We start from the raw sequence: 21,201 nt of genomic DNA, 5'->3' as shown, positions 1-21,201 counted from the left end.
ATTCTAGTTTGCCTCTACATCTGGAATCAGGTGAAGTTCTCCCAGAATTTGATCTTGGCTATACCACCTATGGGCAGTTAAATTCTGATAAATCAAATGTGATTTCGGTCATTCATGCGCTTACCGGAGATTCAAATGCTTCAGAATGGTGGAATGGTTTGATAGGAGAAGATAAATTCTTTGATCCTGCAAATCATTTTATCATCTGTGCAAATCTTCTAGGATCTTGCTATGGCTCCACTCAGCCATTCAGTGAGAATCCCCAAACCGGTAAACCCTATTATTACGATTTTCCTCAAATGACCACGCGGGACGTCGCGCAAGGTCTGGAACGCTTAAGGATTTACTTGAAAATAGAAACCATTCATACTCTGATCGGCGGGTCTTTAGGCGGACAGGTTGGACTTGAATGGGCTTATGAATTAGGAAGAAAGCTTAAGAATGCAATTATTCTTGCGTCTACCTCCAAATCTAGACCTTGGGTGATTGGCTTTAATGAAACCCAACGTATGGCGATAGAATCGGATTGCACTTGGGGTGAATGTAATGAAGAAGCGGGACAAAAAGGGATGGAAACGGCAAGGGCTATCGCGATGCTCACTTACAGACATCCGAATGATCTAGCTACAAAGCAGGCAGACCCGGAAAATAAATTGGATAATTATCGCGCTTCTTCATATCTCCGTTACCAAGGTCAAAAGTTAGCTAAGCGTTTTAACGCACTCTCCTACTGGACTCTGAGCAAAACCATGGATTCCCATGATTTGGGGAGAAATCGTGGTGGCTTGGAGCAGGCTCTGGGCAATATTGAAGCTAATGTATTGGCAATTGGAGTTGACTCTGACTTGCTTTTTCTACCAGAGGAATCACAATACATCAGTCAAAAGGTGAAAAAAGGTACATACAAGGAAATCACCTCAACAGCTGGTCACGATGCTTTCCTGATTGAATTTGAGCAACTTTCTTATATTCTGAAGTCGTTTTATCTGCAGCAGAAGAATTAATAGGATTAAGTAATTAGAAAAAAAATAAGGCAGAAATCTCTGCCTTATTTTTTTACTCTATTCCATTCTACGGTTCGACTCACCCAGGAATCTCCTAAGAATCCTTTGACTTCAAGAATATCTTTCTTTTTAAGCTGTAGTTCACAAGTATAGCTCAATCCTGATTCTGGATCATATATTTCGCCTTCAGACCATATTCCATTTTTATATTTTAAGCCCTTCAAAATCGTGAGTCCCATCAGAGGCCGATTTCTTAGGCTAGTGTCAGAATTTACTATATCAGTAAATGGTTCCGGATTTCCCTCTTCATGTTGGATCCAAACCAGTTTACCAATCATTTCATTTTCATTTTCCATAATTTCAATCTGAGCTGTCTTTTCAGTATTGAACCACACTCCTATTATTTTTGATTTGGATTGAGCGCGTACACTTTCGTTTCCTAAAAGGATTAATAAAACGATCATTGAAGCGTATTGACAAGTTTTCATAAAAAATTGGTTTGGTAAACTTATAATTGAGCTAAGTTTTGAATTTATCCAGTTATACCCTAAAACCATACCCAAGTATTCATGCATCCGAGTATTTCCTTTTCTGGTACTGTCCTTCATTTACTCCCCTGGGAAAGCAATTTGGATTGAGGAGAGCTCAACTTTACTCATTGCAGATGTTCATTTTGGCAAAGCCTCTCATTTTCGTAAATCGGGGATTCCTATACCAGAACCAGTGCATATAAATGATTTACAGGGGATTAAGATGCTAATTGAAAAGTATTCTCCAACTGATTTTTACATTTTAGGTGATTTATTTCACAGTGAGTGGAATGAGCAATGGGATCTGTTAACTAACTTTCTTTCAAATTTTTGAGAAACTAATTTTCATCTGATTAAAGGAAATCATGATGTTCTTTCACCAATTGCTTACAGACAATCCTTATTTAAGATTCACGAAAAACCAGTCGATCTGGGGAATTTATTTCTCACACACGAACCTGCTGCTCAAATCCCAGAAGGTAAATTAAACCTCTGCGGACACATACACCCTGGAGTTCTCTCCTACGTGGAAAGGGAAGACAGTCGATCAGAATCTCTTGTTTTCATTTGAGTGAAAATCAACTAATACTTCCGGCATTTGGTAGCTTCACAGGTCTTGCTTTAGTGAAGAGAAAACCAAAAGATCAAATTTTTGGAATAAGTGGAGAAAAAGTGATTAAAATCCTTTCTCGAGAATAGATTGGCAATATCCTTGGGGAAGGTTACTTTTGAGACAGAAATCATAATTTATGGCCAATTATCCAAGAAAGAAAAAGACACTAGGGCATTTCAAATTTCGGAAGTGTTCTATTTAGCACTACCCTGTCACTTTTTATAGTAGGTCTTTTCGGAGTGATTTTGATTCAGGCAAAAACACTGACAAGTATGATCCGGGAGAATATCGAAGTTCAGGTGTTTTTGGAGAAAAATCTGGAGCAAGAAGAACTTGATGCCATAAGCGATAACTTATCAAAACGCTCATTTATCCTTCAAAAAGGCGATACTCTGAATTTAAAGTTTGTATCTGATGAGGAAGCTGCAGCGACATTTATTGAAAGTACGGGAGAAGACTTCACCAAATTCTTAGAAGACAATCCACTTCGAGACAGCTTTGTGTTAACAATTGCAGAAGAATTTCAGACTTCAGAGCAATTGGAAGCTATTGTAGCAGAAATACAGACTATTCCAGGTGTATTTGAGGTTTCTTACATGACAGATTTAGTAGATTCCATCAACAAAAACCTACTGAAAGTAAGCTTAGTAATGGGTGGTTTTATATTGATTTTGATTATCACTGTCGTGATGTTGATCAATAATACCATACGGTTGGCTTTATTTTCTCAGCGTTTCCTGATTCGCTCAATGCAATTAGTTGGAGCTACCAGAGGATTTATAAGAAAGCCATTTTTATCACGAGCATTTTTATTTGGGTTGATGGCAGGAGGATTTGCATCCGTCATTTTATTTGGCTTGGTGAAATACACTCAAGCCAATATTGAAGGGTTTGCCATGCTCCAAAACCAGCAATTGTTATTAATCCTATTCGGAATTTTAATAACTGTCGGCGGAATTCTATCTGTACTAAGTACCTTGCGAGCTGTAAATAAGTATTTAAATATGTCTTTGGACGAACTTTATTAAGATAATGAGCAAATCATCCTTCCCATTTTCCCGCAAAAACTACAAGCTGATGTTTATCGGTATTGGATTAATAATTTTAGGATTTATCATTATTGGGCTTGATAGTGATCCTCATGGAAATGGCGTTTTAGGTTTAACCATCGGTCCAATCGTAACGCTAGCTGGATTTATTTTTGAGTTTTACGCGATTTTTGCCAAAACAGAGAGTAATAAATAAAAAGTAAGCGTGGAAATAATTGATGCGATTATCCTTGGAATCATTCAAGGTTTGACCGAGTTTTTGCCTGTATCCTCAAGCGGTCATTTAGAATTAGGTAAAGCAATTCTTGGAGAAAGTAAAATGCCGGCTGAAGGCCTGATGTTTACAGTTGTTGTTCATTTTGCCACCGCATTAAGTACGATTGTGGTTTTCCGAAAGGACATAGCCGAAATCCTAAAGGGATTGTTCAAATTTCAATGGAACGAGGAAACACAATTTGTATCTAAAATTGTATTATCCATGATCCCTGCTGCCATTGTCGGGGTGGTTTTCGCAGAGGAATTGGAGACTTTATTTGAGGGTCAAATTGTCTTTGTAGGTTGTATGCTTGTATTGACTGCAATACTGCTCTATTTGGCAGACAAAGCAAAATTCACCAACCAACCGGTGACATTCGGCCAGGCACTCATAATTGGAATTTCTCAAGCTATCGCAATTCTACCTGGCATTTCCCGATACTGGAGCGACCATATCAACATCTGTTCTTTTGGGTATTGATAAAGGTAAAGCAGCTAGATTCTCATTCCTGATGGTTGTCCCCTTAATTTTGGGAAAAATAGCTAAGGATATTCTGGATGGTGGACTTTCTCTGGAAACTGAAGGGATTGGGTACCTGAGTGCAGGATTTGTAGCTGCTTTTGTAGCTGGAATTATTGCTTGCACTTGGATGATTAAATTAGTGAAAAACAGTAAACTCAGCTATTTTTCTATCTACTGCCTGATTGTAGGTGTGATAGCAATTATCGCTGGATTATATTTATAGAATGCAAGACCAACCTTACGGAGAAGTATTTTTAATAGACAAACCTATAGAATGGACCTCTTTTGATGTTGTCAGAAAAGTTCGGAATGCTCTGAAAATCAAAAAAGTGGGTCATGCCGGCACACTTGATCCCTTGGCAACTGGTTTACTTATCGTTTGCGCAGGCAAAATGACTAAGCAAATCGATTCTTTTATGGGGCAGGAAAAGGAATACACCGGGACTTTTGTAATTGGGGCTACAACAGATTCATTTGATCTTGAGCAACCCATTATCCCCGTTGCAGATCCATCACACATCACCATAGATCAAGTAAAAGTTGCTGTAAAAGAACTTACAGGTGACATAATGCAAATCCCTCCTATGCACTCAGCCATTAAAGTAGATGGGAAGCGTGTATATGAATCAGCAAGGAAAGGCAAAGAAGTGAAAATGGATCCACGTCCTGTGAGTGTAAGTGTATTTGAAATTACGAAGTTTGAAAACCCCGTTGTAGAGTTTAGAATAGTTTGCTCTAAAGGAACCTATATCCGGAGTTTGGCTAGGGATCTTGGTGAGAAATTAAACGTAGGAGCATACATGAGTTCGCTTTGCAGAACCAGAATCGGTAACTTCAAGCTGTCTGAAGCACATGACCTTTTATCTTTGATAGAAGAAATCAAAGCGAGAACAACGGGAAGTGAGCCTGCCTGACGTTAACAGGCGCGACGTAGAACATCGACGAGAGATGAATAATTAATTATTAGATACGATGTGACCCTAGGTAAATAATAATAAACTCATGAAAATATATGAAGGTTTAAGTGATTTCCCGAAGCTCTCCAATGCTGTAGTAACAAGTGGGACGTTTGATGGAGTGCACCTTGGGCATCAGAAAATCCTTCACCGAATCCGTGAGTTGGCACGCTCTGTCAACGGCGAAACTGTTCTGATTACTTTTTGGCCTCACCCTAGGCTAGTACTTTATCCTAACGAGCATAATCTTAGACTATTAAGCACATTTGAAGAGAAAGCAAAGCTGCTTCGGCAATTTGGAATTGACCATTTAGTCACAATACCTTTTACTAAAGAATTTTCCCAGCTGAGTTCTCAAGATTTTATCGAATCAGTACTTATAGATACTATTCAAACCAAAAAACTAGTAATCGGATATGATCATAGATTTGGAAAAAACCGTGAAGGGAGCTTCGAATACCTAAAAGCTCATCATAAACAGTACGGGTTTGATTTGGAGGAAATATCAAGAAAGGATGTAGAAGACATCGGTGTTTCCAGTACTAAAATCAGACATGCCTTAGAGACTAGTGATGTAGCTACCGCTATTAATTACTTAGGCAGACCTTATGAATTAAATGGTTTAGTAATCAAAGGACAGCAGATTGGCCGATCCATAGGCTTTCCTACTGCCAATATCCATATACCAAATGATTACAAACTTATCCCCAAAGATGGCGTTTATGCTGTAGAGGCTGTGGTTAATGGATCACTTTACAAAGCCATGCTTAATATTGGAAATCGACCTACAGTGAATGGAACAAAAAAAACTGTTGAAGCTAACCTTTTCGATTTTCAGGGCGATTTGTATGACAAACAAATCACTATTTATATTAAAGCATTCCTTCGCGAAGAGAAGAAATTTGATGGATTGGAAGCTTTAAAACAACAACTTTTTCTAGATCAGAGAAATGCCAAGAACTTACTATAAACCCAAAATATATGATCAACAAAACTGTAAAGAATGCACGTGAAGCAGTAGCAGATATCCCCAGCAACTGTATGCTGATGATGGGAGGTTTTGGCTTGACAGGCATACCGGAAAACTGTATTTCAGCTCTTTTACAAAGAGATATTTCTGGTTTGACTATTGTATCAAACAATGCTGGAGTGGATGATTTTGGAATCGGGCTTCTTCTCAAAAAACACATGGTAAAGAAAATGATCTCAAGCTATGTGGGAGAAAATGCTGAGTTCGAGCGACAATTACTCAGTGGCGAATTAGAAGTGGATTTAATACCCCAGGGCACTCTAGCAGAACGTGTCCGTGCAGGAGGAGCAGGAATCCCCGCATTTTTCACCCCCGCTGGAGTGGGAACTGAAGTAGCAGAAGGAAAAGAAATCCGGGAATTTGAAGGAAAAATGTACTTGCTGGAAAGCTGGTTGAAAGCAGATTTCTCTATTGTGAAAGCTTGGAAAGGTGATACAGCAGGGAATTTAATTTTTAAAGGAACAGCGAGAAATTTTAATCCTATGATGGCTGCTGCCGGAAAGATTTGTATCGCGGAAGTGGAAGAACTTGTAGAAGCCGGTGAACTCAATCCGAATGAGATTCATACTCCTGGTATATACGTTCAGCGTATTTTTCAGGGAAAAGATTACGAAAAGAGAATTGAGCAAAGAACAGTCTCAAAATAGCTTTCTTAAAGTTTACCTTCTCGAAATTACCCAGAGCCCTAAAACAAACCTAAAATGCTTACAAAAGATCAAATAGCCCAAAGAATCGCAAAAGAAGTGAAGAATGGGCAATACATAAATTTAGGAATAGGAATCCCCACACTCGTAGCTAATTACATTCCGGAGAAATTGGAAGTAGTGCTACAGTCTGAAAATGGCTTATTGGGAATTGGACCTTTCCCTACCGAAGAGCAAATCGATCCAGACCTGATCAATGCAGGCAAGCAGACCGTTACCATGGCAAAAGGCTCTGCCCTTTTCAATTCAGCAGAATCTTTCGCTATGATTAGGGGCGGGCATGTTCACTTGACGATCCTTGGCGCTATGGAAGTTTCCGAAAATGGAGATATTGCCAATTGGAAGATTCCAGGGAAGATGGTTAAAGGAATGGGTGGAGCAATGGACCTAGTCGCCTCTGCTGATAATATTATTGTCGCTATGCAGCATTGTTCTCGAACTGGAGAATCCAAATTACTTTCAGAATGTACTCTTCCAATCACTGGTATACGCTGCGTTAAAAAAGTTGTAACCGATTTAGCAGTTTTGGAAGTGTCAGAAGATGGAGGCTTTATACTTAAAGAAAGGCTCCTGGAGTTTCTGTAGAAGAAATCAAGATGAAAACTGCAGGTAAATTAATAGTTCAGGGAGATATTCCTGAGATGATTTTTGAATAAAAGCAGTAAAAATGAACTCCAGATGCACTCATGAAGTTAACCTGATTAATTTTGTAAAATCAACACGGGATTCTAAAAGAATCAAAACATATTATGAAAAAATCAGACATTAAGTTCGAAGTAGATTTAGACGAAAACAGCTTTCCAAAGACAATCAAATGGGACGCTTCCGATAAAGAAGGCAATGGCCTTGAAGACACTAAAAGCATTAGCCTAAATGTGTGGGACAATCAAAATCACAGTACACTTCGCATAGATTTGTGGACTGAAGAAATGTCAGTGGTAGAAATGAAGCGTTTTTATATAGACATCTTAGGAGGAATGGCACAAACTATATTGAATAGTACTGCTGACGAATACATGTCTGAAGAAATAAAGGACCTATGTGATCGCTTGGTTAAGCATGTTAATGAGGAGAATAAAAGTCAGTAAGGAAGCCCAATTCCGAATTGAAAAACCCAGCAGATGTCTGGGTTTTTTTATTTTTTATTTTGAGAGGTAAAAAAAAATCCATTTTTGAATTTCTAACAAAACAGGTGAGTAGTTTAAGTATTAACAATAAAGTCAATAATAATTTTTAGATTTTTAATTGGATGACTCAGTTTCCAGATTTAACACTATTTCACAATTTTTGATTCACATCAAATTCTGAATATTTTATATCAATTATTCATTTATTAGGGTAATTTTCGCGTTCTACTTAATGAATTAGCACCCTTAATTCATAAACCCACAACAATAAATAGAATAGCCTATGAGCAATTTTACAATTAAAGCCAGGACAATAGTGTTCTTGTCGGCACTCTTGGTTTCCCTTTCATTTGGTTCCGCTATTGCTCAGACAATAGTCTCTGGTACCATAACAGATGCAGATACCCAAGAGACCCTCGTTGGTGTCAATATCTTGGTAAAAGGAAAGGTAATTGGAACAATTTCTGACCTTTCAGGTAAGTATTCTCTGAATGTAAATCAAGATCCTCCATTAACCTTGGTTTTCTCTATGGTAGGATACAATACGCAGGAAGTTGATATTTCATCAGCACAATCCACTGTAAATATCCAACTCGAAGAAACTGCCATCCTTGGACAGGAAGTAGTTGTTTCTGCTTCCAGAGTTGAGGAAGGTGTATTACAATCACCTGTTTCTATTGAGAAAATGGATATCATCGCAATCCGTGATGCCCCACAAGCGAGTTTCTACGATGCAATTAATAATTTGAAAGGCGTAGAAATGAGTACACAGTCTCTCCTATTTAAATCATTCAATACCCGAGGATTTAATGCAAATGGAAATGTGAGAACTGTCCAGTTAATCGATGGAATGGATAACCAAGCCCCAGGATTGAATTTTTCTGTAGGCAACATAGTGGGGATCTCAGAATTAGACCTTGAAAGTGTTGAGCTCCTTCCTGGTGCTTCTTCTGCGCTTTATGGTCCAAATGCTATCAATGGAATATTATTAATGAATTCAAAAAGCCCATTCCTGTATCAAGGACTATCTGCCAGCGTGAAGACAGGGATAATGGACGAAAGTAGTAGATCAACACCATCAACTGGCTTTTATAACTTCAGCGCTAGATATGCAAAAGCGATAAGCGATAAGTTTGCCTTTAAGTTGAATTTTGAATATCTGAAAGCTGATGATTGGCAAGCAAATGACTTCAGAGATCAATCCTTATTGAATGGCTCTACTATTGAAAGTGGAAATACACTAAATAATCCAGCCTACAATGGCGTAAATGTCTATGGAGATGAAACCAACGTAAACATGTTTTCTGTAGCCCAGTCCATGGTTGCAGTTGGAGCACTTCCACAAGCTGCTTTAGGGCTTATACCAAGCACTGCAGTTTCAAGAACAGGTTATATGGAGAGAGACATCGCCGACTATGGTACTAAATCAGTAAAGCTAAATGCTGCTCTGCATTACAGAATCAACGATAATATCGAAGCTGTACTTCAGGGTAATTTAGGTTTTGGTACAACAGTTTATACTGGCGCAGACCGATATTCACTGAAAGATTTCACGATGGGTCAATATAAGGCCGAACTAAGAGCTTCTAATTGGTATTTAAGAGCTTATACAACTCAAGAAAGATCTGGTGATGCATTTGCGGTAGGTACAGCAGCTCAAGGAATTAATGAAGCGTGGAAAGCAAGTACTCAATGGTTTCCAGAATACGTAGGAGCTTACGCTCAGGCGGTAGGTGCTGGCATGCCAGCAGCCCAGGCACATCAAGCAGCTAGAGCTTTCGCAGATCAAGGTAGATACATGCCGGGAACTGCTGAGTTTAACAATGCACTCAAGGCAGTTACTTCAAGACCTATTCCCGGTGATCAAAATGGAGTTGGCGCTAAGTTCGTAGACAGCAGCAATCTGTACCATTTTGAGGGTTCATATAATTTTACTGATCAAATCAAGTTTGCTGAGTTTGTTGTAGGAGCTAACTATAGAATTTATGATCTGAACTCGAATGGGACAATTTTTGCCCTGACTGAAAACGGTGAGGAATACAACATCCAAGAATATGGTGGATACATTCAAGGCTCTAAAAAGTTATTAAATGATAAATTTAAATTAACGGCTTCTGCGAGATATGATAAAAATGAAAATTTTGCAGGCCAATGGTCTCCAAGAATTTCAGGAGTGTTCACTGAAGGAAATCATAACTTCCGAGCTTCTTATCAGACTGGTTTCCGTATTCCAACCAATCAAGATCAATACATAGATCTAAATACCCCTCAAGCGAGGTTAATCGGTGGATTACCTTTCTTAGCAAACCGCTATAACCTGAACACAAATAATGGTTATACACTGGCAAACGTCACCAATTATGGTGCGGCAGTTGAGCAAACCGCCCAAGATCCAGCAGTCTTACAGCAGGCAATTGCTATCGTCACTCAACAGATCCAAGCAGGACAAATCCCAGCATCTGAAGCAGAGTCTGCAATTGCACAAACTGTTGGGTTTCTAGCCGCACAAGCTAATGTTGGGCTATTGCAACCTTATGATATCAAAGAATTCAAGCCTGAAAGAGTAAAATCCTTCGAAGTAGGTTATAAAGGAATCTGGGGAACCAGACTGTTGGTTGATGCATATGCTTATTTCAACAAATTCGAAAATTTCAATGGTAGCCAGGTTTTAGTACAGGATGCTTCTGAGGCAGGACTTGCTGGTCCAAATCCTATTACTGGCTTAAACTTAATAGGCCTAGGCTCAGGTGGAAGAAATATTTACTCAATGCCTGTTAACAGAACTGAGGTCATCAAATCATGGGGTTGGGCAGCTAGTTTAGATTACAAACTCGCGAAAGGATATACCGTTGGTGGGAATGTGTCATACAACACTCTTTCCAACTTAGATGAATTAGCTGAAACAGGCTTCCAGCCTAGCTTCAATACTCCTGAGTACAGATATGTGTTGAATTTCGCAAATAGAGAAGTAATCGACAATTTAGGATTTGCAGTAGCGTACAGATGGCAAGGAGAATTTGCTTGGCAGTCATCTTTTGTCAATCCAGGAGTGTCTAGCCAGCAATTATCTGTAATCCCTGCTTATGGCACATTAGATGCTCAGTTGAGCTATAAAATTAAAAGCATGAAGTCAATCCTCAAAGTAGGTGGATCCAACCTTTTCAGTAAGGGATACACCCAAGCTTGGGGCAACCCGACTATAGGAACTATGTATTTTGTTAACTTAACTTTTGACGAATTCTTGAATTAAGATTTAACAAAAACCCAAGTTAATGAGGAGCTATTTCGAGATTTCGGAATAGCTCTTTTTTTTACCTTATGAAACTATTCACGATCAAATACCCTAGTAGAATAAAAGTTTGAATCAAATCATGACATAGCAATAAGTCTCTCATTGTGCCAGATTGGCTCTTACCCTGGCCGCACGTTTTATTTCTTCTGTTCGGATAATGTGTCTGGTAAACACCTTGGAGTACTTCCCTCCTTTGCCTGCCACTACAACTATTGAGAGCAAACTAATATAATTCTATAGTCAGCATCCTTCCTCTTCTATAAAGTATTAGCGAAGATCACTCCGTCATCGGGACGAGGAAAAAACGTTACTATTCTCCTTGGCCCATCTGCTTCAATTAATAGACCTTTCCTTGGAAATCAGAAGTATGAAGCTGAAACTTACCTACTGCATTAAAATAAAAGGGATCCCCACACATGTGGTGATCCCTAATGGTAGTTTAATAATAAGAAGGTTTCTTATTCCCATTCTTTAGTTAAGGTACTTAAGAAACTCACTAAATCTCTAATTTCCCTTTTAGACAGCAAACCTTTCATGTCAGGCATACTTGAAGGAGAATTTATTCGCTCGGCAATACTGCTGTTCAATATTAAAGTATCTGGCTTAGCTCCTACCTTTATGAGTAATCCATTTTCTTTTTCTTCCATCAAAGTACCATTAACTACAGTACCGTCTTTCAACTCTAGTTGGACAAAACCATAGCCCGGAGCCAGACGCTTACTTGGATCGATCAATGCTTCCAGCAATTCAGTCTTGGTAGCACGATTTGCGACCCCGTTCAAGTGGGGACCAGCTACGCCACCCATATCATCATATCCATGGCAGCGGATGCATTGTGCAGTTTGATTTTGGAAAAAAATATTTCTGCCGGCACGCACACTACCGCCATCCAATGCCCCGCTGTATAAAGCAACTAGGTCACCGCCAGTCCTTTCTTCTTGGATCTTCTGGTATTTAGTTTTCAAATCAGCCGAACCTGTTTCTTCTATTGCTTCCTCTAACTCTATCATCACTTCACTTGGCAACTTATTTTTTGATAAATCATCCAAAAGTGTAGTCCAAAGTGGGAGTTCAGCCGAGTTTTCTAGATTTCCTAAACTTAACAAAGCAGCTTGCTTTTCAGCAGTAGTTCTATTTTGAATTACATCTTGGAGCAAGCTTACCATTAGATCTTGAGAAATATCTGTCTTGGTTAATAAATCTAATCCAACCACACGGACAGCTCTGGAATTATCTTTCATTGCAATCTCTATTGGTGTAGATATTGAACTTGGGTTAGCAACAGAAAGTGCAAGAATTGCCGCGACACGAACATTTTCAGATTGATCATTTCTTAGCAGGGCAATTAGTTTAGGTTCTGCATCAGCAATCTTCAATTTCCCAATTGCTTTTACACTAGCAACTCTGATGTCTTCATTTTTATCATTCAAAGCACCAATAAGTGTTTCTTTCACTGAAGATTGTATTGGGGCTAGATCTCTTTCCACTTCACCTCTATTTCTTCCATCTACCCGATCAAGCACCGATGGCTTAGCCCAAGTACCCAAGGCGGCAATAGCCTCAGCTTTTAGAATAGGGCTAACATTTGGCATAGCAATGTAGGCTTTCAGATTGTCCAAAGTTCTCTGGGTACCTACTCTCAGGTTAGCACTTATTGCTCTTCTTATTAGCGGCTCGTTTTCAAACTTGGTAGTCACTAACAAATCTCCCAAGGCTGGTAAAGCACCTTCAATAGAAAAATCATCGTTAATTGCTCTAGCAGCTTCAGTGACGATATATTCATTATTATCATCTAAGAAGGTTGCAATCCCTGGATCAGCCATCCTACGTAGTGCTAAAACAGCACCTAGACGAACTGCATCAGAAGGGTGTGATGCAAGAGCGAGAATAGGCTCCTTCTTATTGATTCGTGCCAAAGCTAAACTTGCAGCATGCCGTAGAAATGCATCTTCATCATTATTGGCTTCCAATACTCCGATCAAGCCTTTAATAGCCGGTTCATAAGCTATTCTTCCTAAAGCTTCAGAAGCAAAAAATCTTACTCTGATTTCGGGATCCGTCAATAAAGGCAAAAGAACATCACCAGATTTAGCATATTTTATATCTCCTAGCCACTTAGCAGCTTGTGCACGAATCTCAGCATCCATGGTCCTTTAAAAGAGGGATTAGAGCATCTGCATAATCCATTTTCTCCATTCTAGCCAGTTGACTAATACCAACGATACCATGGATTCTTGCAAACTGATTCGATTTCTGAGCAATCGCCTTCTTGAAAGCAGCCATTCCTTTATCACCTCTTTTGGCTAATTCAAATTGAGCTTTTCTCCTGATTCTCATATCCTCATCACTTAGATACCCAAAAAGAGCATCATCGGTAAGTGTTTTGAAATCAGTTTTCATTACCTGAGCAGTGATTTTTCTAGCTTCCCAATTCGCGCCTGCTTCGTCTTCAATTTTCCATATACGACCGTAATTTTTGGTATTCCAACCTTCAATCCAATCAGCGAAATATAAAGATCCATCAGGTCCAAAGTCTAGCCCAGTTGCCAGCACTCCAGACATGATATTCTCTGTTTGAGACATTTTGAATGAAGCCCCATCAGGCTCAAGTTTAAAAGCATGAATACCAGAGCGGGTAGGATTACCAACAAACGAAGCCACAAAGAAGGTGTTCTTCCACTTTTCAGCCAGAGCTGTTCCAGGATTAAATACCATTCCTGTCGGGCCATTGATATAATTCTGGATTGGTGGAGTTATATAGGCAGCCTGTCCTTCATGTCTTGGGATATAAAGCTTCTCATCCATCCATACTTTATAAGTATTGTTATCTGGATCACGGTATTTTCCGAATTGCCAGTTAGTTCTCCAGCCCGTATCTGAACCGTTCACCAGATAAACTAATCGCTCACTTTCTCCAGGATGATCTCCATCATTATCAACTGAAATCAGGTTGTTATATGCATCAAAAGTAAATTCATGGGTATTTCTTACCCCCATTGCGAAAACCTCAAAATCACTTCCATCCGGATTTGATCTGGCCACTACTCCTCTATTGGGATACTTCCATTCGGTACCATCAGGACCAACACCATTGAATCCGATATCTCCAATCCCCCAATATATTCTACCATCTGGGCCAACTTCTAGTCCTGACATACCATGACCACCAAATCCGACGTGGATACCATAGCCATGTGAAATAGAAACTTTCTCATCCATGATTCCATCACCATTCTTATCACTGAGTTTCCATAAATCCGGTCCTACTCCTACAAATAGATTATCGTCCAATTTTAGCAATGCACCAGCGACATCATTTGTAACATCACTGAAATCCTGTACCATAATTTGCGAATAATCAGCTAAGCCATCCCCGTCTTTGTCTTCCAGCCTAAAAAGTTCCTCTCTTTCTACTGTCATATCCCGCCAATCATGCGATCCATCACCGTTCACATCAGCTAGCCAAGTGTTCTTGTCAGACATTTCTGGCGACAGCGTCTTCTGGAGAAAGGCCCTTTTATCTTCAATAGTTTGAAGGCTGATTGACTCAATTTCCCATTCTTGATGACCTCTAATATCAAACTCAGAATTTTTCTGTCGATTGGTTCGGGTATAATACAGATTTCCATCATCTGTTACCTGAATGGAAATAGGATCGTAGACAAGTGAGTCCACAGCCCAAAGGGATAGCTTTAATCCTGGGCTTAATGTAGCGTTAATTCCACCTTCGGCTGCTTGTACCATTGGCGCAATTTCTTCTTTAGTCAACGTGCGTTCCCGCAGATCAACTTCTTCAGTTTTACTACAAGAAATTAATACTGGGATGGCTGCAGCCAATAGTATTTTGGCGTAGTGAAGTTTAATTTTGGGTTGAGACATAGGTTAATTTTATTATTCCAATCTTGAAAGTAATAAAATTAAAAATGGCTTTTAAGCCATTAATCAAAAAGGCTAATAAAACAAAATCCCGACCAGAGATCGGGATTTTGTTCACTTTAACCACTAACAACCATAAAACAAAAATAAGATAAGACTAAGCTGCTATAAAGCTCTTAGGTCTTGGTAGTCGGTACGGGAATCGAACCCGTGTTTCATCCGTGAAAGGGACGTGTCCTAACCCCTAGACGAACCGACCATACTTCAATAAAAATATCACAACTTCCTGAAATTCAGGCGACAATGTAGTCGGTACGGGAATCGAACCCGTGTTTCATCCGTGAAAGGGACGTGTCCTAACCCCTAGACGAACCGACCATTAATACCCTTCGAAAACGTGCTTTTCTGAATGGTTGTGCAAATATAGAAGGTTAAGTTTTTAAAAACAATTTGGCTTCAAAAATTTCTTCTGATTTGTGCTAAAAACCTGAGTTCAAAGGAATAAAATTTTCTTTGAAGGGTTTGCTGTTGATTTTCCTATTTTTGAGCTCCAATCATACTACAAGCAATGAAAGTAACCAAGGATATCAGAATAGCTATTAACGGTTTTGGAAGAATCGGCAGGTATACAGCCAAACTTATCTTAGAAAGAAGTGGGTTCAAATTGGTTGCAATTAATGATTTGGCCGATCAAACAGCCATTGCACATCTACTAAAATATGATTCCATACATGGAAAATCTTCAAGTAAAATTGAATTACAGGACTCAATCCTAAAAGTTAATGAACAGGAAATTCAACTTTTTGGAATAGCTGATCCTGAAAAACTACCTTGGGAAAGTTTGGATATTGACCTAGTTGTAGAATGTACAGGAAGATTTACGGCGCGGTCTGGTGCAGAAAAGCATCTAATCGCAGGAGCGAAAAAAGTAATTATTTCCGCTCCTTCATTGGACCCTACCATCAAAATGGTTGTATTGGGGGTAAATGATTCTATTTTGACAGGTGATGAAAGAATTGTTTCAAATGCTTCTTGTACCACAAACTGCCTGGCTCCAATGGTGAAAGTACTCGATGATAATTTTGGTGTAGTCAAAGGTTTTGCATCTACTGTACATTCGTATACCAATGATCAAAACCTACATGATGCACCACATCGTGATCTGAGAAGAGCTAGAGCTGCTGCCTATTCCATTATCCCTACGACAACTAATGCGGGAAAGGCTTTGGATGAGATATTACCTCAGCTTTCTGGAAAGATCGAAGCATCTGCAATGAGAGTTCCCGTTCCGGACGGTTCATTGACTGATATGATAGTGGAATTGAAAGAAGAGGTAACAGAAGATCAAATAAACACAGCCTTTAGAGAAGCGAGCAAAGGATATTTAAAAGGACTCCTAGAGGTTGAAGATTCACCTATTGTATCTATAGATATCATTGGGAACCCGCATTCCTGTATTATTGATGCTGCCTTGACGTCAGCCAAAGGAAAAATGGTAAAATTAGTAGGATGGTATGATAATGAAGCGGGCTACGCCAACAGATTGGTTGACCTAGCCCGCTTACTATCTGGAAATTGAAAGATATTATGCTTTTACCCGATTTAGAGAAAGCAGTTTTACGATAAAATTTGGAAGGTTCTTAGTATTATCACGTTTGTTTAAGTGTAGATACCAGCCAAGCTTCTCCATGATTGGTACTTTGTATGTTTCCACCATTTCTATCCAAGTCCCATCTGGATCTTCCAAATACGAGAATCTTCCGGCTGCTTTCCCCATGTCAAATTCATTTCCACTATCTACAGTAAGTTCTATTCCATCTTTAGCAAGTTTTTCTTTGATAGCACCCATGCCATTTACATCAAAGCACAAATGGATAAAACCCAGGTCTCCCCAGTTTCTGTTTTCGAACGCTTTATTTCTAGGCTGACCTTCGGTCTCTATCAATTCGATTTGAGTTTGACAGAATAGTTTTCCAAATGCTCCTGTCATCACTGAAGAGCCTTGTAGGATAACTCTCCTGTAAGTCGTAGTTGCTTCTCCTACTTGAGCAAAGTCTTCCCACACACCGGTTTTATCACAAAGAATTTCAGTTTGCATCAAGTGCTTCTGATAGGTGGGCAAAGATGAATCAATAGATGACACTCCGATCACCACACCTAACACTCCTCCGGTAAGATCTTTATTCTTGCTGAACCATGAGCCGTTTTCTATCAACTCAAACATATTTCCGTAAGGATCTTTAACGAAAAAATGCCAAACTCCCAGTGGATTTTTAACCGGCTCGCCGAGCATTTCGGCTCCTACGCTAGTGAGATGGGCATGAGTTTTTTGGATATCGTGACAACGCATTTTCACTGCCAATATTCCTAAATCCTTCCATGTAAGTTCATTTTCAGGTACCAAAGGTTCTTTTGAGGTATATTGCCAAATCTCAAAACCTCCGCCACCTTGCATATTTAGCGCCAAAATAGCATGCCTACTTTCTACCTTCCCTGAGGTGTAGCGAGTCATTAATTTGGCTTCAGCACTATCTTGGAAGATTGGTACATCCATCTTAAAAGCCTTTCTATACCATGCCCATGCTTGATTCGCATCTTTTACACCTATCCCTACTTGCTGGATTCCATTAATTGTCGCTTGATTCATTCAACTACTGTTATACTTATTAATTTTTACGGCTTAAAAATTTTAAATATAAACTTTTGATTGAAGCTGGCTTAACTTTTAACAAAAAAAGAGAGAAAGCAGTAAAATTAGCAAGCTGTACTTTTAGCCAACCATTTTCCCTGTATTTGCGGGCAGAAACTGTCATCGTGTACGGAAGAACATGAAAATCAGATTTTTGACGGATCCGACGGACGAGCTCAAAGTCTTCCATAATATGGAATGATTCATCAAAACCATTCAATTCATTAAAAAATGTTTTTTCAATAAATAACGATTGATCTCCACCGCCAGATAAAATACTGTTGAATTTGGTAAACCAGGAATTGACTTGCAAGAGTTTAGTTTCATTATCAAATCTATAACGAAAACAACCCACGCGTTTTCCTTCACCTAAACTACTGTGAATTACCTCCGCAAACCCCTCTATAGGCCTAGTATCGGCATGAAGAAAATATAAAATATCACCTTTGGCTTTTTGGGCTCCTAAATTTAATTGCGTAGCTCTGCAGCAGATAGGCGAATGAACTATGGTCGCACCATTTAACTTAGCAATTGCCACAGATTTATCTTCTGACCCTCCATCTGAAACTATTATTTCTAATAGTCTTCCCTTGCCTTCATTAGTTAGAATGGGAAGCAATTCGGTTAGATTTGTTGCTTCGTTTAAACAGGGAATAATTACAGAAATCCTATTTGTTTCAGTCAACTCTTCTTTTGATCGAATAATTCTTGATGTTATTTTCCAGTACTACTTTTTGTAACACCCCTCCTTCGTAATAAAACCGATTCATACTTCCATTTACATCGATTTCATAGACACCTTTTTCTATTTCACGCACTTTGGTCAGCATTCCAAAATTTTCAGAGATCAGCACGTCACCAGGTTTTGGCTCATGAAAATAAAGTCTTGCAGTACTTCCTTTAATCACCTGATTGATAGCCTCTTCATTATGGAATTTATAGGAATTGGCATCCACATCATAATGATCCTTATTCCATGATATAGTGGTTAAAAAATTACCTCTATTAGAATCTGAATTAGTAGTTGCATTCATTAATTGACCATTAGCATAATGGGCCTTCTGGAGAAATTCTACATGGATTTTACCAAAAAACCAAAACTCTACGTTACTGTGGATTTGATAATCCTCTCCTGTGGCTGAAGTAGTTTTATCAGCTTTCATTGTCCCAATTGTAAATCCAGCAAGGACAATATCATAGGTATTCGTTTTAGTTTGGCTGAAGCCGTCCACACACAAACCTGCTATAAGCAAAATGAATATTCCTAGAAAACGAACTGACTTGTGGGTTTTTGATAACATACTGATGGATAGAATTATTGGTATGACTATGAACTCTTTTGAACGAATAGAATCTGAACAAAGATTGCTGGACTCCTTTGATTTAACTCACTACAAGGGAAAGGTAAATTAAATTTTATCCTTAAACCTCTCCCAGTCTTCCTCAAAATCCACATCAAATAGTGTTGGAAGTTTTGAATAAGAGATAGAATTTCTCTCTAAATAATTCATAGAAAGAGATGAAACTTCTGCAGTGCTCCAAGGTATGCCTTCAAATAAGCCTGGAATAAATCGCTTCATCCCGATAAGGTAATATCCTCCATCATGTGCCGGCCCTATGACCACTTCCTGAGTATCCAATATATCAAAAGCTTTAGAAAGCAATTCTGGAGTTAGCTCTGCACAATCTGTACCTATTATTAATATTCGATCAAATTTTTCTTTAAATAGTTGATCAAAGGCATTTTTCATTTTTTCACCAAGATCATTTCCTGACTGAAGTTCAAATCTGTAACCCTCTGGATACTTGGAAAGATCTTGCTCTAAGAAGTTTGAAAAGAAAAGGATTTTCTGAGCTGGATTTTTTGAGGCTACTTTATGAGTGTAGTTCACCAATCTCTGATAGGCATCGAAAGCTTCTTTATTCCCAATACTACGAGCAAGACGTGTTTTAACTTTGCCTAACTCTGCATTTTTTTGAAAAATAATAATACAGTCTTTCATCCTAAGCAGTAGTTCCTCCGCAACTAGACCCCGCACCTGCCGTGCAACCAAAACAGTGATTTTTTACGATTATTTCACGAGCAGTAAGCGATTGTTGATTCCAGTCTCTTATGTGTCGGGAATCTTCTGATGTTACTTTTAGCTCAAGCATTTGATTAAAATCACAATCATATAAATAGCCATCCCAACCTACAGAAATAGTGGTTCTACACATCACTCCAGCTGCTGCAACTGGATTATAGCTTTCTATCAGCTTTTCCATATATCCTTCATAATTATTGCTTCGAAGCAAATACTCCAAAAAACGACTGATTGGAAGATTGGTGATAGTGAAAAGTGAATTGAAAGTGATATCAAATTTATCAGAAAGTCGCTTTTTGAACTCAGCCTCCAAGCCACTTTGAGCAGCTGGCATAAAAGCACCAGATGGATTATAGACCAAATTCAAAATCAAACCAGACCCTTCTACTCCATATCCCTGTTCATTAAGCAATTTGAGCGCTTTGATGGATTTATCAAAAACACCATCTCCTCGCTGGGAATCTGTCTTCATCGCAGTGAAATAGGGCAAAGACGAAGCTACTTCCAGTTTATGCTTTCTATAAAACTCGGGCAGATCATGATACTTAGGATTTGCCAGAATAATAGTAAGGTTACACCGGACAATAATTGTAATCTCTGAAGATATAGCTCGTATTTGCTCTACAAACCAACGGAAATCCGGATTCATTTCAGGTGCACCACCTGTCAGATCTATTGTATTTATGTGGTGATTTCTTATGACTTCTAGACATTCATTCATCGTCTCACGAGTCATAATTTCTTTTCGATCAGGCCCTGCATCTACGTGACAATGTTTGCAAACCTGGTTATACATTTTTCCCAAATTAATTTGAAGGATCTCAATTTGGGTAGGTTTTAATGGAAATAAATTTGAATTCTCAAGTTCAGAAACAAATCGATCTCCTGAAAAGCTAGGCATATTGCTTTCCAAAATTTGAATTTCTTCTTCTGAACTCGAGAGTCGGTGATGTTGTGCTTTGAGTGACTTCATGAATTACATGGAAATTTCCTTCACTTTATTCATCATCTGCGTAGCGTGAACTAGCGAAGCTCCTCCCCTAATCGCTGCAGCCACATGTACTGCTTCCATCATTTGTTCTTCATCGCAGCCCTTTTCCATGGTATCTGTGGTATATGCATCGATACAATACGGGCATTGTATAGCATGAGCAACGGCAAGAGCAATTAATGATTTCTCTCTGGCTGTCAACGCCCCTTCTGCGAACACCTCTCCATAATAGTCGAAAAACTTATCCGCAAGGGGCTTTTGAAATTCACCTATTTTACTAAAATTTTTGAGATCCTCTGGGTTGTAATATGTTTTCATGGGTGTTTTGGTTTTAGTTTATCTACGAAGTAAAAGCTATTCTTGGACTTACAACTCTCATTATTCTAAATGGGTTTACCTTCTGGGAATTTTTCACAAAGATTTTAAAAAACACGAACTGAAAGCATCTATGAACGTTATATTGAAGAATCTAAACAAA

The 21,201-nt window shown here is 38.9% G+C and carries 17 protein-coding genes, 2 tRNA genes and 3 pseudogenes; 11 read left to right on the top strand and 11 right to left on the bottom strand.

Translation table 11 applies throughout. The features are described 5' to 3' along the window. Positions 1–8 precede the first annotated feature (8 nt). Positions 9–1,004 (top strand): homoserine O-acetyltransferase family protein, encoded by a 996-nt coding sequence (locus tag AC0L6R_RS01500; protein ID WP_473269604.1) that lies wholly within the window; start codon positions 9–11, stop codon positions 1,002–1,004. A gap of 44 nt (positions 1,005–1,048) precedes the next feature. On the opposite strand, the gene AC0L6R_RS01495 is transcribed toward AC0L6R_RS01500, so the two are convergent. Next, positions 1,049–1,492, bottom strand: a complete 444-nt coding sequence (locus AC0L6R_RS01495) for a DUF2147 domain-containing protein (RefSeq protein ID WP_283413333.1) — start codon at positions 1,490–1,492, stop codon at positions 1,049–1,051. Positions 1,493–2,283: 791 nt separating this feature from the next. On the opposite strand from AC0L6R_RS01495, the pseudogene AC0L6R_RS01490 reads away from it, so the two are divergent. The 9 genes and pseudogenes from AC0L6R_RS01490 to AC0L6R_RS01450 all read left to right on the top strand — a co-directional run bounded on the left by AC0L6R_RS01490 (position 2,284) and on the right by AC0L6R_RS01450 (position 11,041). After that, a pseudogene (locus AC0L6R_RS01490) lies at positions 2,284–3,175 on the top strand (cell division protein FtsX). Between the two features lie 4 nt (positions 3,176–3,179). Beyond that, positions 3,180–3,392: a DUF3098 domain-containing protein gene (locus AC0L6R_RS01485; RefSeq protein WP_283413330.1), complete on the top strand. Its 213-nt coding sequence runs from the start codon at positions 3,180–3,182 to the stop codon at positions 3,390–3,392. A gap of 9 nt (positions 3,393–3,401) precedes the next feature. Further along, a pseudogene (locus AC0L6R_RS01480) lies at positions 3,402–4,197 on the top strand (undecaprenyl-diphosphate phosphatase). 1 nt (position 4,198) lies between these two features. Next, on the top strand, positions 4,199–4,888 hold the full coding sequence (gene truB, locus AC0L6R_RS01475; RefSeq protein ID WP_473269603.1) for a tRNA pseudouridine(55) synthase TruB: 690 nt from the start codon (positions 4,199–4,201) through the stop codon (positions 4,886–4,888). A gap of 88 nt (positions 4,889–4,976) precedes the next feature. Beyond that, on the top strand, positions 4,977–5,900 hold the full coding sequence (locus AC0L6R_RS01470) for a bifunctional riboflavin kinase/FAD synthetase (RefSeq protein WP_473269602.1): 924 nt from the start codon (positions 4,977–4,979) through the stop codon (positions 5,898–5,900). An 11-nt stretch (positions 5,901–5,911) separates the two neighbouring features. Further along, a complete protein-coding gene (locus AC0L6R_RS01465; protein ID WP_473269601.1) occupies positions 5,912–6,607 on the top strand; it encodes a CoA transferase subunit A in 696 nt (231 codons plus the stop codon). A gap of 54 nt (positions 6,608–6,661) precedes the next feature. Then, positions 6,662–7,320 (top strand): annotated as a pseudogene (locus tag AC0L6R_RS01460) (3-oxoacid CoA-transferase subunit B). Between the two features lie 93 nt (positions 7,321–7,413). Next, on the top strand, positions 7,414–7,752 hold the full coding sequence (gene gldC / locus AC0L6R_RS01455; RefSeq protein WP_283413324.1) for a gliding motility protein GldC: 339 nt from the start codon (positions 7,414–7,416) through the stop codon (positions 7,750–7,752). 322 nt (positions 7,753–8,074) lie between these two features. Next, positions 8,075–11,041 carry a TonB-dependent receptor domain-containing protein gene (locus AC0L6R_RS01450; RefSeq protein WP_473269598.1) on the top strand — a complete coding sequence of 989 codons (2,967 nt, stop codon included), beginning with the start codon at positions 8,075–8,077 and terminating at the stop codon, positions 11,039–11,041. A gap of 500 nt (positions 11,042–11,541) precedes the next feature. On the opposite strand, the gene AC0L6R_RS01445 is transcribed toward AC0L6R_RS01450, so the two are convergent. The 4 genes from AC0L6R_RS01445 to AC0L6R_RS01430 form a co-directional block, all read right to left on the bottom strand. Continuing rightward, on the bottom strand, positions 11,542–13,230 hold the full coding sequence (locus tag AC0L6R_RS01445; RefSeq protein ID WP_473269596.1) for a HEAT repeat domain-containing protein: 1,689 nt from the start codon (positions 13,228–13,230) through the stop codon (positions 11,542–11,544). Beyond that, entirely contained in the window at positions 13,220–14,962 is a 1,743-nt protein-coding gene (locus tag AC0L6R_RS01440; protein ID WP_473269593.1) for a DUF7133 domain-containing protein, read from the bottom strand. The genes AC0L6R_RS01445 and AC0L6R_RS01440 overlap by 11 nt, the downstream gene beginning before the upstream one ends. 181 nt (positions 14,963–15,143) lie before the next feature. After that, positions 15,144–15,218: transfer RNA gene (locus AC0L6R_RS01435), tRNA-Glu, on the bottom strand. A 47-nt stretch (positions 15,219–15,265) separates the two neighbouring features. Further along, positions 15,266–15,337, bottom strand: a tRNA-Glu gene (locus AC0L6R_RS01430). A gap of 190 nt (positions 15,338–15,527) precedes the next feature. Here AC0L6R_RS01430 and gap point away from each other — a divergent pair. Continuing rightward, positions 15,528–16,538: a type I glyceraldehyde-3-phosphate dehydrogenase gene (gap, locus tag AC0L6R_RS01425; protein ID WP_473269592.1), complete on the top strand. Its 1,011-nt coding sequence runs from the start codon at positions 15,528–15,530 to the stop codon at positions 16,536–16,538. A 6-nt stretch (positions 16,539–16,544) separates the two neighbouring features. On the opposite strand, the gene AC0L6R_RS01420 is transcribed toward gap, so the two are convergent. From AC0L6R_RS01420 to AC0L6R_RS01395, 6 genes are all read right to left on the bottom strand, one after another. Beyond that, positions 16,545–17,606: a VOC family protein gene (locus tag AC0L6R_RS01420; protein ID WP_473269590.1), complete on the bottom strand. Its 1,062-nt coding sequence runs from the start codon at positions 17,604–17,606 to the stop codon at positions 16,545–16,547. Between the two features lie 19 nt (positions 17,607–17,625). Next, on the bottom strand, positions 17,626–18,333 hold the full coding sequence (locus AC0L6R_RS01415) for a TIGR04283 family arsenosugar biosynthesis glycosyltransferase (protein ID WP_473269588.1): 708 nt from the start codon (positions 18,331–18,333) through the stop codon (positions 17,626–17,628). After that, positions 18,326–18,949 carry a DUF6134 family protein gene (locus tag AC0L6R_RS01410; RefSeq protein WP_473269586.1) on the bottom strand — a complete coding sequence of 208 codons (624 nt, stop codon included), beginning with the start codon at positions 18,947–18,949 and terminating at the stop codon, positions 18,326–18,328. The genes AC0L6R_RS01415 and AC0L6R_RS01410 overlap by 8 nt, the downstream gene beginning before the upstream one ends. Before the next feature lie 108 nt (positions 18,950–19,057). Then, complete coding sequence (locus tag AC0L6R_RS01405; protein WP_473269585.1) at positions 19,058–19,651, bottom strand: TIGR04282 family arsenosugar biosynthesis glycosyltransferase; 594 nt, start codon at positions 19,649–19,651, stop codon at positions 19,058–19,060. 1 nt (position 19,652) lies between these two features. Continuing rightward, positions 19,653–20,705: an arsenosugar biosynthesis radical SAM (seleno)protein ArsS gene (gene arsS, locus AC0L6R_RS01400; protein ID WP_473269584.1), complete on the bottom strand. Its 1,053-nt coding sequence runs from the start codon at positions 20,703–20,705 to the stop codon at positions 19,653–19,655. 3 nt (positions 20,706–20,708) lie between these two features. Then, a complete protein-coding gene (locus AC0L6R_RS01395; RefSeq protein ID WP_283413315.1) occupies positions 20,709–21,041 on the bottom strand; it encodes an arsenosugar biosynthesis-associated peroxidase-like protein in 333 nt (110 codons plus the stop codon). Positions 21,042–21,201: the final 160 nt, after the last annotated feature.

This window comes from Algoriphagus sp. 10J20-15, assembly GCF_055809615.1.
This window is presented reverse-complemented; position numbering and strand designations above follow the sequence as displayed.

What these genes read in the sequence shown, in the direction of transcription:
- AC0L6R_RS01405 (WP_473269585.1), bottom strand. Translation starts at nt 19,651, where the DNA reads ATGAAAGACTGTATTATTATTTTTCAAAAAAATGCAGAGTTAGGCAAA.
- AC0L6R_RS01450 (WP_473269598.1), top strand. Translation starts at nt 8,075, where the DNA reads ATGAGCAATTTTACAATTAAAGCCAGGACAATAGTGTTCTTGTCGGCA.
- AC0L6R_RS01410 (WP_473269586.1), bottom strand. Translation starts at nt 18,949, where the DNA reads ATGTTATCAAAAACCCACAAGTCAGTTCGTTTTCTAGGAATATTCATT.
- truB (WP_473269603.1), top strand. Translation starts at nt 4,199, where the DNA reads ATGCAAGACCAACCTTACGGAGAAGTATTTTTAATAGACAAACCTATA.
- AC0L6R_RS01395 (WP_283413315.1), bottom strand. Translation starts at nt 21,041, where the DNA reads ATGAAAACATATTACAACCCAGAGGATCTCAAAAATTTTAGTAAAATA.
- AC0L6R_RS01470 (WP_473269602.1), top strand. Translation starts at nt 4,977, where the DNA reads ATGAAAATATATGAAGGTTTAAGTGATTTCCCGAAGCTCTCCAATGCT.
- AC0L6R_RS01465 (WP_473269601.1), top strand. Translation starts at nt 5,912, where the DNA reads ATGATCAACAAAACTGTAAAGAATGCACGTGAAGCAGTAGCAGATATC.
- arsS (WP_473269584.1), bottom strand. Translation starts at nt 20,705, where the DNA reads ATGAAGTCACTCAAAGCACAACATCACCGACTCTCGAGTTCAGAAGAA.
- AC0L6R_RS01445 (WP_473269596.1), bottom strand. Translation starts at nt 13,230, where the DNA reads ATGGATGCTGAGATTCGTGCACAAGCTGCTAAGTGGCTAGGAGATATA.
- AC0L6R_RS01495 (WP_283413333.1), bottom strand. Translation starts at nt 1,492, where the DNA reads ATGAAAACTTGTCAATACGCTTCAATGATCGTTTTATTAATCCTTTTA.
- gap (WP_473269592.1), top strand. Translation starts at nt 15,528, where the DNA reads ATGAAAGTAACCAAGGATATCAGAATAGCTATTAACGGTTTTGGAAGA.
- gldC (WP_283413324.1), top strand. Translation starts at nt 7,414, where the DNA reads ATGAAAAAATCAGACATTAAGTTCGAAGTAGATTTAGACGAAAACAGC.
- AC0L6R_RS01485 (WP_283413330.1), top strand. Translation starts at nt 3,180, where the DNA reads ATGAGCAAATCATCCTTCCCATTTTCCCGCAAAAACTACAAGCTGATG.
- AC0L6R_RS01440 (WP_473269593.1), bottom strand. Translation starts at nt 14,962, where the DNA reads ATGTCTCAACCCAAAATTAAACTTCACTACGCCAAAATACTATTGGCT.
- AC0L6R_RS01420 (WP_473269590.1), bottom strand. Translation starts at nt 17,606, where the DNA reads ATGAATCAAGCGACAATTAATGGAATCCAGCAAGTAGGGATAGGTGTA.